We start from the raw sequence: 15208 nt of genomic DNA, 5'->3' as shown, positions 1-15208 counted from the left end.
CGTGGGACGACAGTCGAAGGTGGATCCGGCGGAACTGCGGGCGGCGCTCGCGGCGGTGGGGGAGTGGCTGCGCGACGAGACCGCGGACGCGCCGGACCGGAAGGTACTGGCGGCGGCGGTGCGCGGGACCGCGCGAACCCTGGAGGCCGATGCGCCCGGGCATTCGGTGGAGGTGCGGGTGCCGCCGTTCGTGGCCGTGCAGTGCATCGAAGGCCCCCGGCATACGCGCGGGACGCCGCCGAACGTGGTGGAGACCGATGCGCGCACCTGGCTGCTGCTCGCGACCGGGCTGCTCGAGTTCGATGCCGCGTTCGAGTCCGGGGCGCTGACCGCGTCGGGCAGCCGGGCGGGCGAAGTGGCCCGCTGGCTGCCGATCGTTCAGCTCTGAGCCGCGGCGGCCTCGGCGGGCTTGCGCTCCAGGCCCTTCCGGTCGTAGAAGATGGTGATCGCCAGCCCGAACACGATGCCGATGCCCAGGCCCAGCGCGGTCATCCACGCGCCCCTGGTGAGCCCGGCCACGCCGCTGCCATTGAAGTAGAGGATCGAGCGGGTGCCCAGGAAGACCTGGTGCATGGGCTCGAAGGTGGCCAGCCAGCCGAAGTACTTGGGGGTGGCCTCGATCGGCACCGTGCCGCCGGAGGAGGGCAGGCCCAGGATGATGAAGATGATCAGGTTGATGATCAGGCCGGCCGTGCCGACCGCCGCCAGCACCGACGAACAGGTGAAGCCGACGGCCATGATGACGAACGCGCCGAAGACGAAGAGGGTCAGCGGTTTGTCGATGGGCATGCCGAGGGCCCTGCCGATCAGCAGCAGGACGCCCGAGACCAGGACCGCCAGCACCGTGATCGCCGCCCATTTGAGCAGCAGGGTATTGAGGCGGGAGATGGGCGCGCGCGGGAAGTGCACGTACCAGGGACCCCACTCGGTCGGAAGGAAGCCGAGGGCGGAGTCGATGAGCTGGTGGATGATCATCGCGCCGACCATGCCGACCAGGAGCAGCAGCAGCGAGTAGAAGAACGCGGTCAGGCCCTCGCCGGAACCGCCGGGCAGCGGGCGGAACTGCTCGACCACGATCTTCAGCGGCGAGGCGAGTGCGATCTGGGTGGCGCCCGAGAGTTGCGGTGCGGCACCGCCGTCCGGCGGCTTCAGCTGGGATTTCACCGTCTCGGTGAGCTGCTGCCCGACCTGCTTGTCGACCTGGGTGAGCGCTTCGGCCCCGAACTTCTGCACGATCGCGGTCGCGAAAGCCCCGGTGCGCGGATTGGTCTGGAGCGTGATCACCGGCTTCTCGATATCGCCCGGCACGATGGATCCGACGCCGAGAATCCCCAATCGCTTGGAGAAATCGCTCGGAATGATGATGGTCGCGTAGACCTGCGCCTGCTGCATCTGCAGCTGCGCCTCGTTGATGCCGAGCACCCGCAGGTCGATCTTGTCGCCCGGCACCGCCTGCTCCAGGCCCTGCGTCACCTGATCGCCGAAGTTGACGTGCTTGGTCTGCCCGCCGGCGCCGGAGAGATCGTCGCCCACATCCTGATTCACCAGTGCGATCGGGAAATCGTGCAGGTTCTGCTCCGGATCGACGACGTAGTCGAGATACATCACCCCCAGCAGGGACGCCAGCAGCGTGACGACCACGATCGGAAACGCCCACTTGAGCGGGGTCAAATGGCGGCGGGGTGCGGTCTCCGAGCTCTCGGTCGTCGTCACGTCCGGGACGCTAGCAGCAAACGAAGAGGAATCAGGGGTAACCGGCGCGCGTTCGTTTTATGGCGAGCCGTAGACTGGCTCGTGCCCCCCGCCCGCCGAACAGGGAGCAAATGGTGACTCTGCCCCCCGCTGCCATCACCTCCGACCAGGACGAGAACGAACCGCGCGAAGAATGCGGTGTTTTCGGTGTCTGGGCCCCGGGCGAGGATGTGGCCAAGCTCACGTACTACGGACTCTACGCATTGCAGCATCGCGGGCAGGAGGCGGCCGGTATCGCCGTCGCCGACGGCTCGCAGGTGCTCGTCTTCAAGGATCTCGGCCTGGTCTCCCAGGTCTTCGACGAACAGACCCTCGCGGCCATGCCCGGTCACGTCGCCGTCGGTCACTGTCGTTACTCCACCACCGGTTCCACCACCTGGGAGAACGCGCAGCCGATCTTCCGCACCACCGCGGTGGGCACCGGAATCGCGCTGGGCCACAACGGCAATCTGGTGAACACCGCCGAATTGAGCGCGCGCGCACGGGAAGCCGGACTGATCAGCGGCCGGCTCGCCGGGAACCTGGGCGCCACCTCCGACTCGGATGTGGTGACCGCGCTGCTGGCGCACGCCGCCGCCGACAAGAGCATCGAGCAGGCCGCCATGGAGCTGCTGCCGACGCTGCGCGGCGCCTTCTGCCTGACCTTCATGGACGAGCACACGCTCTACGCCGCGCGGGATCCGCACGGGGTGCGCCCGCTGTGCCTGGGCCGGCTGGATCGCGGCTGGGTGGTAGCCAGCGAAACCGCGGCACTCGATATCGTCGGCGCGGCCTTCGTGCGCGAGATCGAGCCGGGCGAACTGCTGGCGATCGACGCGGAAGGCGTGCGCTCGCTGCGTTTCGCCAATCCCGAGCCCAAGGGCTGCGTATTCGAATACGTGTACCTAGCCCGGCCCGACTCCACCATTTCCGGTCGTTCCGTGCACGCCACCCGCGTGGACATCGGCCGCCGCCTGGCCGCCGAACATCCGGTGGACGGCGATCTGGTCATTCCGGTGCCGGAGTCCGGCACCCCCGCGGCCGTCGGTTACGCGCAGGGTTCCGGCGTGCCCTACGGCCAGGGCCTGATGAAGAACGCCTATGTCGGCCGCACCTTCATCCAGCCCAGCCAGACCATCCGCCAGCTCGGCATCCGGCTCAAGCTGAACCCACTGCGCGAGGTCATTCGCGGCAAGCGGCTCATCGTGGTCGACGACTCCATCGTGCGCGGCAACACCCAGCGCGCCTTGATTCGCATGCTGCGGGAGGCGGGCGCCCTGGAGATCCACGTGCGGATCGCCTCGCCGCCGGTCAAGTGGCCGTGCTTCTACGGCATCGACTTCGCCTCGCGGGCGGAGCTGATCGCCAACAGCACGGGACCCGATGGGGCCGAAGGCAATATCGACGAGATGGTCGAGAACGTCCGCCGCTCCATCGGCGCGGACAGCCTCGGCTACATCTCCCTGGAGGGCATGGTCGCCGCCACCGAGCAGCCGCGCTCGCGCCTGTGCTGCGCGTGCTTCGACGGTGACTACCCGATCGCGCTGCCGACCGAGGCGGCCATCGGCAAGAACGTCCTGGAGGGCATGCTCACCGGGACTTCGGAGTCGGTGCTGCTCGCCGACAATGCGAACGCGAGCGCGCTCAGCCGTCCGTAATCCGTAACATCTTCAGCAGTCCGGCCCGTCCGCGTTCTCCGCGGGCGGGCCGGACTGTTGTGCGGGCGTCCAGGATTCGCCCACGTCAGGCCCGATTTGTCGGCATGTTTGCGCCGAATCGCTTGTCCCAGTTGTGACAACGGCCTGCTCGCGCACCCGTAGAAAATCTGATCTGTTTGTTCGTAAAGGCAACATGCCGGTTATAACCGGCCGATACTGTGCCCAGCCAAAGGAAGTCCACCGCGGCGCGGCGGGACCGAAACCCGGCCCTGTGCGCTGCGTGTCGAAAGTGGTGCAGTATGCGCGCTAGAAGTGTTGCGGCAGTTGGTCTCGCGAGCCTCGTGGTAGCCGCGGTCGCGGGATGCGGATCCGGGCGGACGAACGATGACAGCGGCGGTGCGGGCCTGGTGATCGGGACGACGGACAAGATCTTCGCCCTCGATCCGGCCGCGGCCTATGACAACGGTTCGCTCATGGTGGAGACGCAGGTCTATCAGTTCCTGCTGAATTTCGCTCCGGGCGAGTCGGTTCCGAAGCCCGACGCCGCCGAGAAATGCGAGTTCACCAGCCCGACGGTCTACACCTGCAAGCTCAAGCCCGGCCTGAAATTCGCCAATGGGCATGCGCTGACCAGCAAGAGCGTGAAGTTCTCCTTCGATCGCATGCTCGGGATCAACGATCCGAACGGGCCCGCCTCGCTGATCGGCAACCTCGACAAGACCGAGGCCAAGGACGATCTCACCGTCGATTTCACGCTGAAGGTCGCCAATGACCAGACCTTCCCGGCCATCCTGCCCACCCAGGCCGGCGCCATCGTCGACGAGCAGGTGTTCCCCAAGGACAAACTGCTCGAGGATCAGGACGTGGTGAACGCCAAGCCCTTCTCGGGCCCGTACACCATCAGCAGCTACGACAAGAACAAACTCGTTGCCTACCAGGCGAATCCGGATTACAACGGGCTGTTCGGCAAGCCGAAGACCGACAAGGTCTCGATGAAGTACTACGCCGCCTCGGAGAACCTGAAACTCGACGTGCAGCGCGGTGACATCGACGTCGCGTACAACACCCTCACGCCCACCGACATCGACTCGCTGCGCAACAGCGACAAGGTGAACGTGCTGTCCGGACCCGGCGGCCAGCTGCGCTACATCGTGTTCAACTTCAACACCATGCCGGGCAACACCCCGGCGCAGAAGCTTGCCATCCGCAAGGCCATCGCCTCCACCGTCGACCGGGACGCGCTCGCCGCCGACGTGTACAAGGGCACCTGGGCGCCGGCGTATTCGTCCGTGCCGCAAGGCGTGGTGGGCGCGACCGAGCCGTTCAAGGAGATCTACGGGGCCAAGCCCAACAAGGATCAGGCGGCCAAGTTCCTGGCCGACGCCGGGGTGACCACCCCGCTGGCGCTGAACATCCAGTACAACTCCGACCACTACGGGCCCTCCAGCTCGGAGGAGTACGCGGCCATCAAGTCGCAGCTGGAGGCCAGCGGCCTGTTCAAGGTGAATCTGCAATCCACCGAATGGGTTTCGTACCAGAAGGAACGCGCCCGCGACGCCTACCCGATCTTCCAGTTCGGCTGGTTCCCGGACTACCCGGACGCCGACGACTACCTGACGCCGTTCTTCGCGCCGAACAATATGCTGCAGTCGCACTTCGAGGATCCGCGCATCACCGCCGAACTGCTGGCCGAGGTGACCGAGCCGGACAATGCCAAGCGGCTCACCGCGCTGGCCACCGTACAGCGTTCGCTCGCAGCCGATTTCCTGCCCATCGTGCCGCTGCTGTCCGGTAAGTCCATCGCGGTCGCGGCCAAGAACGTGCACGGGGTCGAGAACACCCTCGATCCGTCGTTCAAGTTCCGGTTCGGTGTGATCAGCAAGTGATCTCCGGCCGCCTGCTGCGGTACCTCGGGGTACGGCTGCTGCTGATCGTGCCCACCACCTGGATCCTGGTGACCGTCGTGTTCTTCCTGATGCGGGTGGTGGGCGATCCGATCACGGCGGCGCTCGGGGGCCGTCTGCCGGCCGACCAGCTCGCCGCGCGCAAGCACGCGGCGGGCCTGGATCGGCCCATCCTCACCCAGTACTGGGAGTACATCTCCCATCTCGCCCAGGGCGATCTCGGGCGCTCCCAGGACAATCGGGCCGTCAGCGATGTCATCACCGAATACGGCGCGGCCACACTGGAATTGGTGTTCTGGTCGCTGCTGGTGGCGTTCATCGTCGGCATCCCGCTGGGCCGCTACGCCGCCACGCACCGGGACCGGGCCAGCGACGTGGGCCTGCGGCTGTTCGCCATCCTCGCCTACGCCGCGCCGGTGTTCTTCGTCGGCCTGCTGCTGAAACTGGTGTTCTCGGTGAAGCTGGGCTGGCTGCCGGTGTCGGGGCGCGCCTCGACCACGGTGGAACTGGACCTGCACAATGTGTCGCCGCGCACCAATATCCTGCTCGTCGACGCCATCCTGTACGGCGACACCGACCATCTGATCGACGTGCTGAAACACGCTGTGCTGCCGGGGATCGCGCTCGGCCTGCTCACCGCGGGCATCTTCCTGCGGCTGGTCCGGATCAACCTGATCCAGACCCTGCGCGCCGACTACGTCGACGCCGCCCGGGCGCGCGGGCTGTCCGAGCGCGTGGTCACCGGGCGGCACGCCTTCCGCAATGCCCTGATCCCCATCGTGACCGTCATGGGCATGTACATCGCCATGATGCTCGGCGGCGCCGTCCTCACCGAGCGCACCTTCGAATGGAAGGGCCTCGGCTACCAGCTCACCGAATACCTGGCACTGCGCGATTTCGTCGCCGTACAGGGCATCGTGGCGTTCCTCGCCGTGGTGGTGGCGGTGATGAGCTTCCTGGTGGACGTGATCGTGGCCTTCGTCGACCCGAGGGTGAGGTTCTGATGACAGCACCGGAAGTGGTGACCGAACCCTCGGTCGCCCCGATCGCGCTCCGCGGCAAACGGGGCATCCCCGGGCTGCGGCTGTTCGGCATGACGCACGGATTGCAGCGCGCCACCCTGATATTCGGGCTCGCGCTGATCGCGGCGTTCCTGATCACCGCGGTCTTCGCGCCGCTCATCGCGCCCTACGATTTCGCCCAGACCGCCTCGGACGGAGTGAAATTCGGGACCGATCAGGCGCCGTCGGCACAGCACTGGTTCGGCACCTCGATTCGCGGGGAGGACGTGTTCTCGCGGGTCGTGTACGGGGCCCGCACCGCGCTGTCGGTCATCGCGGTCTCGCTGCTGCTGTCGCTGTTGGTCGGCGTGCCACTGGGTTTGGTGTCCGGCTACCTCGGCGGCTGGGTGGACCGGGTGCTGGTGCTGGTCATGGACGCCATGTACGCCTTCCCGTCGCTGCTGCTGGCCATCGTGGTGTCCATCGGGGTGGCGGGCGGGCAGTCCAGCCGGATCGGCGGGGTGCTGGCCACGGCCATCGCCATCACCGTGATCTTCGTGCCGCAGTACTTCCGGGTGGTGCGCAATGCCACCGCGGTGGTCAAACACGAGCCGTACGTGGACGCGGCGCGGGTCAGCGGGGCGTCCACGGTGCGAATCCTGTTCCGGCACATCCTCGCCAACGTCACCCAGTCGCTGCCGGTGATCATCACCCTGAACGGGGCGGAGGCCATCCTGACGCTGGCGGGGCTGGGGTTCCTGGGCTTCGGCATCGAACCCACGCAGGCGGCCGAGTGGGGTTTCGATCTCAACAAGTCCATGCCCGGCGTCGCCAACGGCACCTGGTGGCCCGGGATCTTCCCGGGCGCGGCCATCGTCATCGTGGTGCTGGGCATGACGCTGGTGGGCGAGAGCCTCAACGAGGTGTTCAATCCACTGCTGCGCACCCGCCGGGCGGTGCGCGGCGACGCGACCGCGGCGACGGAGGCCGACGATGACTGACCTCACCAAGACCGAACCGGCGGCCGGGGAGCAGCGGGCCGCGCTCTCGGTGGAATCGCTCTCGGTCACCTTCGCCACCGACGCCGGACCGGTGCACGCGGTGAGCGAGGTTTCCTACCAGGTGTTTCCGGGCGAGGTGCTGGCCGTGGTCGGCGAATCCGGGTCCGGGAAATCAGTGAGCTCACGTACCGCCATGGGGTTGCTGCCGGGCACCGCACGGGTACGTGGCACGGTGCGGCTGGGCACCGACGAGATCACCGCCATGAGCGAACGCCAACTCACCGCCCTACGAGGGGGTGCGGTGTCGATGGTGTTCCAGGAACCTGGCAGTGCGCTCGACCCGCTGTTCACCGTCGGGTATCAGATCGCCGAAGCGCTGCGCGCGCACCGGGATCTGAGCCGGAAGGCGGCCCGGGCGCGCGCGGTGGAACTGCTGCGCACGGTCGGGCTGCCCGAACCCGAACGGCGGGTGGACTATTACCCGCACCAGCTGTCCGGCGGGCAGAAGCAGCGCGTGGTGATCGCCATCGCCGTCGCCTGCGAGCCGAAGGTGATCATCGCCGACGAGCCGACCACCGCGCTGGACGTCACCGTGCAGGCCGAGATCCTGGAGCTGCTGCGGGATCTGCGCGATCGGATCGGCAGCGCCATCGTGCTGATCACGCACAATATGGGCGTGGTCGCCGATCTGGCCGATCGCGTGGTGGTGATGCGCTCGGGCCGGGTGGTCGAGGAAGCACCGGTGGATCGGCTGTTCGCCGAGCCCGCGCACGAGTACACCCGGGCGCTGCTGGCCGCGGTGCCGCATCTGGGCTCCGAGGACCGCGCGGCGGTGGAAACCGCCGCGCCCCTGAGCAAATCGGACACACCGCCCGAAACCGTGCTGGAGGTACGGGATCTGGTGGTCGAGTTCTCCGGCGGGCTCGGGCGTCCGCCGTTCCGGGCCGTTCAGGATGTCAGCTTCACCATCGCCCGCGGCGAAACCCTGGGCCTGGTGGGCGAATCCGGCTCGGGCAAATCCACCATCGGGCGCTGTGTGGCGGTATTGCAGCGGGCCACTTCGGGCTCGGTGTCGGTGCTCGGCACCGAACTCACCGCCCTGTCGGAACGGCGGCTCCGCCCGTTCCGGCAGCGTCTCGGCTTCGTCTTCCAGGACCCCGCCACCTCGCTCAACCCCCGCCTCACCGTGGGCGACTGCATCGCCGAACCCCTTGTCGTGCACCGCACCACCGACCGCGCGGGCCGCCGCGACCGCGTCCGCCACCTCCTCGACGACGTGCAGCTCCCCGCCGGCACCGAAGGCCGCTACCCCCACGAACTCTCGGGCGGTCAACGCCAGCGCGTGAGCCTCGCCCGCGCCCTGGTCCTGAACCCCGACCTGCTCATCGCCGACGAACCCACCAGCGCCCTCGACGTCTCGGTCCAAGCCAAAGTCCTCGAACTCTTCGCCCAACTCCAAGCCGAATGCGGCTGGGCCTGCCTCTTCATCAGCCACGACCTGGCAGTCGTGGACCAGCTCGCCGACCGCATCGCCGTCCTCTGCAACGGCTCGGTCGTAGAACAAGGCACCCGAGACGACATCCTCCGCCACCCCACCCAGGACTACACCCGCCGCCTCGTAGCCGCCGTCCCCGTCCCCGACCCCACCGAACAACGCCGCCGCCGAACCCGATCCGGAGACATGTTCGCCACCGACCAATCAGGAGCCCCCTGGTGCGAAGTCCCCCACGACATCACCTGAAGCCCCGCCGCGAACCTCCCGTGAGTTCGGCGGCCGCGTCGGCGTGAAGTCCTCGTGGGTTCGGCGGCCGCGTCGGCGTGAAGTCCTCGTGGGTTCGGCGGCCGCGTCGGCGTGAAGTCCCTCGTGAGTTCGGTAGCCGTGTCGGCGGGAAGCCTCGTGAGTTCGGTAGCCGTGTCGGCGGGAAGCCTCGTGACGTCGCTCGGCGGAGCCCTCGAGAACTCGTAGTCGGGGGTTCGGGGGCGAAGCCCCTGAGAGCCACGAGAGTTGTCCCTCTCTCTACCCGAGGGGGTTCGGGGGCGAAGCCCCTGAGAGCTACGAGAGTTGGTAATACACCATTCCGGGTGCAAAGGCGTTATTGGACTCCGGTACCGTGAGCAGGCATCTATCCACCGATTCGGCTTGGAGCTCTCCCCGACAATGACTGAACAGACACCCAGCAGCGCCGGTGCCTCGTACGCGGCGGCCGGAGTGGATATCGAAGCCGGCGACCGCGCAGTAGAACTGTTCGCGCCGCTGGCCAAGAAGGCCAGCCGGCCCGAGGTGCAGGGTGGCCTCGGCGGATTCGCCGGACTGTTCGCACTGAAGGGCGGCTACAAGGAGCCGTTGCTGGCCGCCTCCACCGACGGCGTCGGCACCAAGATCGCCGTCGCGCAGGCCATGGACAAGCACGACACCGTCGGCCTCGACCTGGTCGCCATGGTCGTCGACGACCTCGTGGTGTGCGGCGCCGAACCGCTGTTCCTGCAGGACTACATCGCCGTCGGCAAGGTGGTCCCGGAACGCGTCGCCGAAATCGTGGCCGGTATCGCCGAAGGCTGCGTCCAGGCCGGCTGTGCGCTGCTCGGCGGCGAAACCGCCGAACACCCCGGCCTGATGGGCGCCGACGACTACGACCTGTCCGCCACCGGCGTCGGCGTCGTGGAAGCCGATGCCGTGCTCGGCCCAGATCGCGTCCGCCCCGGCGACGTCGTCATCGGCATGGGCTCCTCCGGCCTGCACTCCAACGGCTACTCGCTGGCCCGCAAGGTGCTGCTGGACATCGACCGCATGTCCCTCGCCGGGCACGTCGAGGAATTCGGCCGCACCCTGGGCGAGGAACTCCTCGAGCCCACCAAGATCTACGCCAAGGACTGCCTGGCCCTCATCGCCGAAACCGATGTGCGCACCTTCTCGCACGTCACCGGCGGCGGCCTGGCGGCCAACCTGGCCCGCGTGCTCCCGGCGGGCCTGGTCGCCGAACTGGACCGCGGCACCTGGAACCCGGCCCCGGTCTTCAAGATGATCGCCCAGCGCGGCCGCGTCGAGCGCGTCGAGATGGAGAAGACCTTCAATATGGGCGTCGGCATGGTGGCCGTGGTGGCCCCCGAGGACGCCGACCGCGCCCTGGCCGTCCTCACCGCCCGCCACATCGACTGCTGGACCCTCGGCACCGTCAAGAAGGCCAAGGACGCCGACGCCGAGCGCGCCGTCCTGGTGGGCGACCACCCGCGCTTCTGAGCCCTGCGGCACAACGAAATCGGCCCCGATCACCACGAAAGTGATCGGGGCCGAGTCGTATTCGGATCCCTGAGTCGGCGGCTGCCGGCGCGGCGCCGGCAACGATCGGGAAAACCGTTGCGGCGCGTTCACACCTGGGTGTGGACAGCAGAAAAACCGCCAGTGTCCCGTCTCAGGGGCGGGACATCGGCGTTCATCGAAAAGCCCTCGACATTGCCGGAGCCTCGGCGTGTGTCAGCGTGCTAGGGGGGAGGCCGGTTTCGGCCTCCCCCCTAGCACGCCGATTAATCCGAGTCAGCGACGCCAGTCGTCGTAGTCGCCTTCGTCCCAGCTCGACGACGATTCCTTCGTGTCGTGCTCGTCGGAGATGACACCGCCACTCCGCTGCGAGTCTGCGGGACTTCCCGACAGCTCACGCTGAAGGCTCGTGAAGTCGGTCGACGGCGAGCTGTACTTGAGCTCGCGTGCGACCTTGGTCTGCTTTGCCTTAGCCCGGCCGCGGCCCATGGCTGACCCCCTCGCGTCACTGCGGGGCGGCCTGGGGATTGTTGGCGGCCCCGTTCGAATTAATAATCTTCCTGACAGACACTTTAGCGTGTGTCAGGCGGTCGCGCTTCCAGGAGTGGGGGAGAAACCGTGGAAGTGCCGCGAGCAGCCCGCCGCGACCGGAAGATCGCGGCGTCGACCGGGGGTTACAGCACCCCCGGAATGGCCCGGATGATGCCCACCCGGGCATCGCCGCCGAGCACCGCAGGAGCCGCCAGTTCGGCGTGCTCATCAGTCCATTCGATGCCCATGCGCTGCAGGATGGCCGAGGTCAGGGGTAGTCGCGCGCGATCCGCGCCATCGTCGATCTTGTACGCGAAGGCCGAGCCGTCCGGGAGCGCGCCGGCGTGCACGCCGTCCGCGCCGATCTTGCACACCAGTCCGGGGGTCGCCGACATGACGCGCAGATCCGGGCCGTCCGTGCCGGAAATCACTCGCGGATGGGCGCGAATCGCATCCGCGATCCGGCGTTCCGGGCTACCTTCCGGCGCGGTCGCCAGGGTGGCGTAGGCACGAGCGAGGTTCACCAGCGACACCGGGACGATGGGCAGTCCGCAGCCGTCGATGCCCAGATCGGTCTCCGGTTCGCCGGTCACGTCGGCGATGGTCGCCAGCACCGCCTGCTGCAACGGGTGCCCGGTATCGAGGTAGCCGCGGGTCGGCCAGTCATTGATCTTGCAGGTGGCGAGCATGGCCGCGTGCTTGCCGGAGCAGTTCATGAAGATCCGGCGGGCGGCCTTCGCCCGGGTGCTCCCGGCCAGCGCCTGGGCCCGGGCCTGCTCCTCGAAGGGCAGGTCGGGCGGGCATTCCAGATCGTCCTCGGTGAATCCGAAGCGATCCAGCAGCCGCTGCACCAGTTCCACATGGTCGGCCTCGCCGAAGTGCGAGGCCGTGGCGATGGCCAGCTCGGCCTGGTCGCGCGGTTCGAAACCGTTGCGCAGCAAGGTCAGCGCCTGCAGCGGCTTGTTGGTGGACCGCGGGAAGATCGGGCCGTGCACCGCGCCGAGCTCGAACCGCGGATCGCCGTCGGGGCCCAGGATCACCAGCGAACCGCGATGCACGCATTCGCGGAAACCCGACCGGACCACCTCGACCAGGTCCACGCTCATGAAATCGCTCCTGCCTTGTCCGCCGCCGCGGCGGCATTGAGGTGACGGCGGCGGTGCCGCTCGATCTGCATGCGGACGTCATCGGAGATGGTGGGCTCCGCCTCCAGCAGCAGCTCCAGCTTGGCCGGATCGGTACCGATGAACAGGTCCCGCACGGTGATGCCGTGCGCGGGGACGTGCACCACGCGCACCTCGTCGCCCGCACCGATCGTGCCCTCGGTGAGGACGCGCAGATACGCGCCCGTATTCGCCTGCAGCGTGAAGCGTTTCACCCACTGCTGCTCACCGGTCCACTGCTGGAAGGTCGCGCACGGCACGCGCGGCGCGGACACCTCCAGCAGCGTTTCGCCGATGGCCCAGTGCGTGCCGAGCACGGCATCGCTGACGGGCAGGCCCCGCACCCGCAGGTTCTCGCCGAACCAGCCCGCGGGCAGTTCCCGGTCGAGTTCGGCGGCCCAGTTCCGCGCGTCTTCCTCGGCATAGGCGTAGACGGCCTGGTGCACGCCGCCGTGATGCTTGGTATCGCACACGTGGTCGCCGTCCAGGCCGAGTGCGCGCACCGGAACCCGGTGCGGCACCGGGCGTTTGTCGATGGCGGTGCGCCCGACGCGGGTGTTCACCTCGATCTCGGCGTGCACCACGCAGACGGCCGAGATCAGTCCGGTGGCGCTCACCGGCCGCGCAGCTTCTCGACGGCGAGCCGGCCGGCCTGCGGTTCGTCATGCGCGGGCACCGAATCCGCGTCGATCGAGGCGGCGCACGGGCCGGCCTCCAGCGCGGTGTCGGCGGGGATATTGCGTTTGATCAAAGCCAGTGCGACGGGACCGAATTCGAAGTGGTCGACCACGGTGCCCAGCACGCCCACCGCGCGCCCGCCGGCGGTGACGGCATCGCCGGGGACCGGGCGGCCGTCGGCGGAACCGTCCAGGTGCAGCAGCACCAGGTGCCGGGGCGGCTTGCCCAGATTGTGCACCCGGGCCACCGTCTCCTGGCCGCGATAGCAGCCCTTGTTCAGGTGCACCGCACCGTGTTCGGCGGGGCCGCCGATCCAGTTCACCTCGTGCGGGATGGTGCGGTCGTCGGTATCGATGCCGATGCGCGGGCGCAGCGCGAGCACCCGCAGCGCTTCGAACGTCCACATGCCCGCGGCCGCCGCGCCCGCGTCACGCAGCTTGGTCCACCAGGCCGCCAGTTCGGCGCGGGGGACGATGAGATCGAAGGAGTCGGCGGTGGGCCAGGGCATCCGGCGGATGAAACCGCCGCCGGGCAGCGCCACCGCGCGCAAGGTATCGGGCAGTGCGGCGATGCCGAGGGTTTCGGTGAGCGTGTTCGCCTCCGGGCCGAGCAGGCTCAGCACGGCGTAATCCGGCGCGGCCTCCGGCTTGGCATCGGCCCAGAACACCATTTTCTGCAGGAAGCCCAGCAGGTCCGCACCGCGCTCGGCCTCGGTGTCGATGAACAGGGTGCCGTCCAGATCGGTCAGCACGAAGTGATGCTGCACGCGGCCGTTGAGATCGAGATCCAGGTTCTCCGCCGACTCGCCGTCGCCGAGATTCGCGACATGCTGGCTGGAGATAGTGTGCAGCCAGCTCAGCCGTTCCTTGCCGGTGATCGTCAGCACGAACCGGTGGGAGCGATCCACCACCGCCGCCCGCGCTACCGCCGCACGCTGCTCGCCGAAGGGATCGCCGTAATGCCACGCCACCGCGGCATCCGGTGACTCCGGCGGCCCCGCGACAGCCCCTGGAACCTGCAGAATCGGACTGGGTGCAACCGAGGAGGACACCCCCTTACCCTATACAGATCCCCTGCTGCGAGGCTTTCCCCCCGTGTGAAGGTGGCCACCCCATTGTCGGAGCCCCGGCCACAACAGGTTTCGGAAGGCAACAGCTGATTTCGTGAGGTCGGGGTAACTCACCGGGAACGTCCGAAATCGGGTGGGCTCGTGACCGCCGGCACGCGTGCTCATCGGTCGACGGCAATTTGCCGCGCGCAAAAGTCGCGGAGAGGCGGATTAGCTGTGCTGGTTCCCTTAGGCTCGGTCGCATGGTGGAACGGGTTCTGGTGACACTCGACGGCGCGATCCGGGATCCGGACGCGCCGTTGTTGTATGCGGACGATATCGGCGCGCTACGGGGCGACGGGGTATTCGAGACGGTGCTGGTGCGGGAGGGAACAGCGTGTTCGCTCGAACTGCATCTGGCGCGACTACGGCGTTCGGCGGAGGCCCTGGATTTGCCGGCGCCGGATCTGGACGCCTGGCGCAAGGCCGCGCAGATCGCCGCGAAGGAGTGGGGGAGCGAGCGTGAGGGCATGCTGCGCATCACACTCACCCGCGGGCGAGAGAGCGAGCAAGTCGTTGGCAAACCATCAGCTAACAAGAGTGGGGAGCTGTCCGGGGCCGAAGCCCCCACTACCGGATACGTTTTGGTGCAGGCGGTCGCCGATCGGGTGAAAACCGCGCGGGCCGAAGGCGTTTCGGTCATCACGCTGTCGCGGGGCATATCGATCGATCTGGCGCAGGCCGCGCCCTGGCAGCTGCTGGGCGCGAAAACCCTGTCGTACGCGACGAATATGTCCGCGCTGCGGTTCGCGCAGCGGATGGGCGCCGACGATGTCATCTTCACCAGCACCGAGCATCGCGTGCTGGAGGGGCCTCGCTCGACCGTGGTGGTGCAGCGGGGAAATCAGCTGATCACGCCGCCCGCCAAGAACGGCGTGCTGCCCGGGACCACGCAGCGGGCGCTGTACGCGGTGGCGGAGAAGGCCGGGTGGGAGTGCTCGTACGCGCCGCTGTTCACCGCCGATCTGATCACCGCGGACAGTGTCTGGATGCTCTCCAGCGTGACCCTCGCGGCCCGGGTGAAATCGCTCGACGGATTGCGAATGTCGGCCAACGACAAGGCCGCCGAGATCAGCGCCATGGTGGACAAGGGCATCGCGCTGCCGGGCAGCATTGCCGACTGGTGAGGCGGATCCGGTCGTCCCGTAGCGCTCGGGTCCCGAATCGGTCATAGCCG

General features: G+C 68.0%; 13 protein-coding genes. 8 read left to right on the top strand and 5 right to left on the bottom strand.

Annotated features, from left to right (window positions below; all coding sequences use genetic code 11):
- The first annotated feature begins 1 nt into the window (after position 1).
- Entirely contained in the window at positions 2-388 is a 387-nt protein-coding gene (locus tag LTV02_RS28335) for a sterol carrier family protein (RefSeq protein WP_233034885.1), read from the top strand.
- Here the strand turns inward: LTV02_RS28335 and LTV02_RS28330 are convergent.
- On the bottom strand, positions 379-1713 hold the full coding sequence (locus LTV02_RS28330) for a YhgE/Pip domain-containing protein (protein ID WP_233034884.1): 1335 nt from the start codon (positions 1711-1713) through the stop codon (positions 379-381). The genes LTV02_RS28335 and LTV02_RS28330 overlap by 10 nt on opposite strands.
- 113 nt (positions 1714-1826) lie before the next feature.
- Here LTV02_RS28330 and purF point away from each other — a divergent pair, with 113 nt between their 5' ends.
- From purF to purM, 6 genes are all read left to right on the top strand, one after another.
- Positions 1827-3389: an amidophosphoribosyltransferase gene (gene purF / locus LTV02_RS28325; RefSeq protein ID WP_233034883.1), complete on the top strand. Its 1563-nt coding sequence runs from the start codon at positions 1827-1829 to the stop codon at positions 3387-3389.
- 299 nt (positions 3390-3688) lie between these two features.
- Complete coding sequence (locus LTV02_RS28320) at positions 3689-5275, top strand: ABC transporter substrate-binding protein (protein WP_233034882.1); 1587 nt, start codon at positions 3689-3691, stop codon at positions 5273-5275.
- Positions 5275-6297 (top strand): ABC transporter permease, encoded by a 1023-nt coding sequence (locus tag LTV02_RS28315; RefSeq protein ID WP_067721022.1) that lies wholly within the window; start codon positions 5275-5277, stop codon positions 6295-6297. The genes LTV02_RS28320 and LTV02_RS28315 overlap by 1 nt, the downstream gene beginning before the upstream one ends.
- Positions 6297-7295: an ABC transporter permease gene (locus LTV02_RS28310; protein WP_067720985.1), complete on the top strand. Its 999-nt coding sequence runs from the start codon at positions 6297-6299 to the stop codon at positions 7293-7295. The genes LTV02_RS28315 and LTV02_RS28310 overlap by 1 nt, the downstream gene beginning before the upstream one ends.
- On the top strand, positions 7288-9036 hold the full coding sequence (locus LTV02_RS28305) for an ABC transporter ATP-binding protein (RefSeq protein WP_233034880.1): 1749 nt from the start codon (positions 7288-7290) through the stop codon (positions 9034-9036). Before LTV02_RS28310 ends, LTV02_RS28305 begins: the two co-directional genes overlap by 8 nt.
- A gap of 417 nt (positions 9037-9453) precedes the next feature.
- Positions 9454-10533, top strand: coding sequence for a phosphoribosylformylglycinamidine cyclo-ligase (gene purM, locus LTV02_RS28300; RefSeq protein ID WP_233034878.1), 1080 nt, complete (start codon positions 9454-9456; stop codon positions 10531-10533).
- 294 nt (positions 10534-10827) lie between these two features.
- Here purM and LTV02_RS28295 read toward each other — a convergent pair whose 3' ends face one another.
- The 4 genes from LTV02_RS28295 to ygfZ all read right to left on the bottom strand — a co-directional run bounded on the left by LTV02_RS28295 (position 10828) and on the right by ygfZ (position 13974).
- On the bottom strand, positions 10828-11040 hold the full coding sequence (locus LTV02_RS28295; protein WP_067720988.1) for a DUF3073 domain-containing protein: 213 nt from the start codon (positions 11038-11040) through the stop codon (positions 10828-10830).
- Between the two features lie 185 nt (positions 11041-11225).
- Positions 11226-12188: an asparaginase gene (locus LTV02_RS28290; RefSeq protein ID WP_233034876.1), complete on the bottom strand. Its 963-nt coding sequence runs from the start codon at positions 12186-12188 to the stop codon at positions 11226-11228.
- Positions 12185-12862, bottom strand: a complete 678-nt coding sequence (locus LTV02_RS28285; RefSeq protein ID WP_233034874.1) for an MOSC domain-containing protein — start codon at positions 12860-12862, stop codon at positions 12185-12187. Before LTV02_RS28285 ends, LTV02_RS28290 begins: the two co-directional genes overlap by 4 nt.
- Positions 12859-13974 carry a CAF17-like 4Fe-4S cluster assembly/insertion protein YgfZ gene (ygfZ, locus tag LTV02_RS28280; protein WP_233034872.1) on the bottom strand — a complete coding sequence of 372 codons (1116 nt, stop codon included), beginning with the start codon at positions 13972-13974 and terminating at the stop codon, positions 12859-12861. The genes LTV02_RS28285 and ygfZ overlap by 4 nt, the downstream gene beginning before the upstream one ends.
- Before the next feature lie 260 nt (positions 13975-14234).
- Here ygfZ and LTV02_RS28275 point away from each other — a divergent pair, with 260 nt between their 5' ends.
- Positions 14235-15158 (top strand): aminodeoxychorismate lyase, encoded by a 924-nt coding sequence (locus LTV02_RS28275; protein ID WP_233034870.1) that lies wholly within the window; start codon positions 14235-14237, stop codon positions 15156-15158.
- The last annotated feature ends 50 nt before the right edge of the window (positions 15159-15208 follow it).

The organism is Nocardia yamanashiensis, from assembly GCF_021183565.1.
GTDB lineage: Bacteria > Actinomycetota > Actinomycetes > Mycobacteriales > Mycobacteriaceae > Nocardia > Nocardia yamanashiensis.
Note: the sequence above shows the minus strand (reverse complement) of the source record. Positions and strands in the feature narration are given on the sequence as shown.

What these genes read in the sequence shown, in the direction of transcription:
- LTV02_RS28310 (WP_067720985.1), top strand. Translation starts at nt 6,297, where the DNA reads ATGACAGCACCGGAAGTGGTGACCGAACCCTCGGTCGCCCCGATCGCG.
- LTV02_RS28320 (WP_233034882.1), top strand. Translation starts at nt 3,689, where the DNA reads ATGCGCGCTAGAAGTGTTGCGGCAGTTGGTCTCGCGAGCCTCGTGGTA.
- purM (WP_233034878.1), top strand. Translation starts at nt 9,454, where the DNA reads ATGACTGAACAGACACCCAGCAGCGCCGGTGCCTCGTACGCGGCGGCC.
- LTV02_RS28290 (WP_233034876.1), bottom strand. Translation starts at nt 12,188, where the DNA reads ATGAGCGTGGACCTGGTCGAGGTGGTCCGGTCGGGTTTCCGCGAATGC.
- LTV02_RS28275 (WP_233034870.1), top strand. Translation starts at nt 14,235, where the DNA reads ATGGTGGAACGGGTTCTGGTGACACTCGACGGCGCGATCCGGGATCCG.
- LTV02_RS28295 (WP_067720988.1), bottom strand. Translation starts at nt 11,040, where the DNA reads ATGGGCCGCGGCCGGGCTAAGGCAAAGCAGACCAAGGTCGCACGCGAG.
- LTV02_RS28305 (WP_233034880.1), top strand. Translation starts at nt 7,288, where the DNA reads ATGACTGACCTCACCAAGACCGAACCGGCGGCCGGGGAGCAGCGGGCC.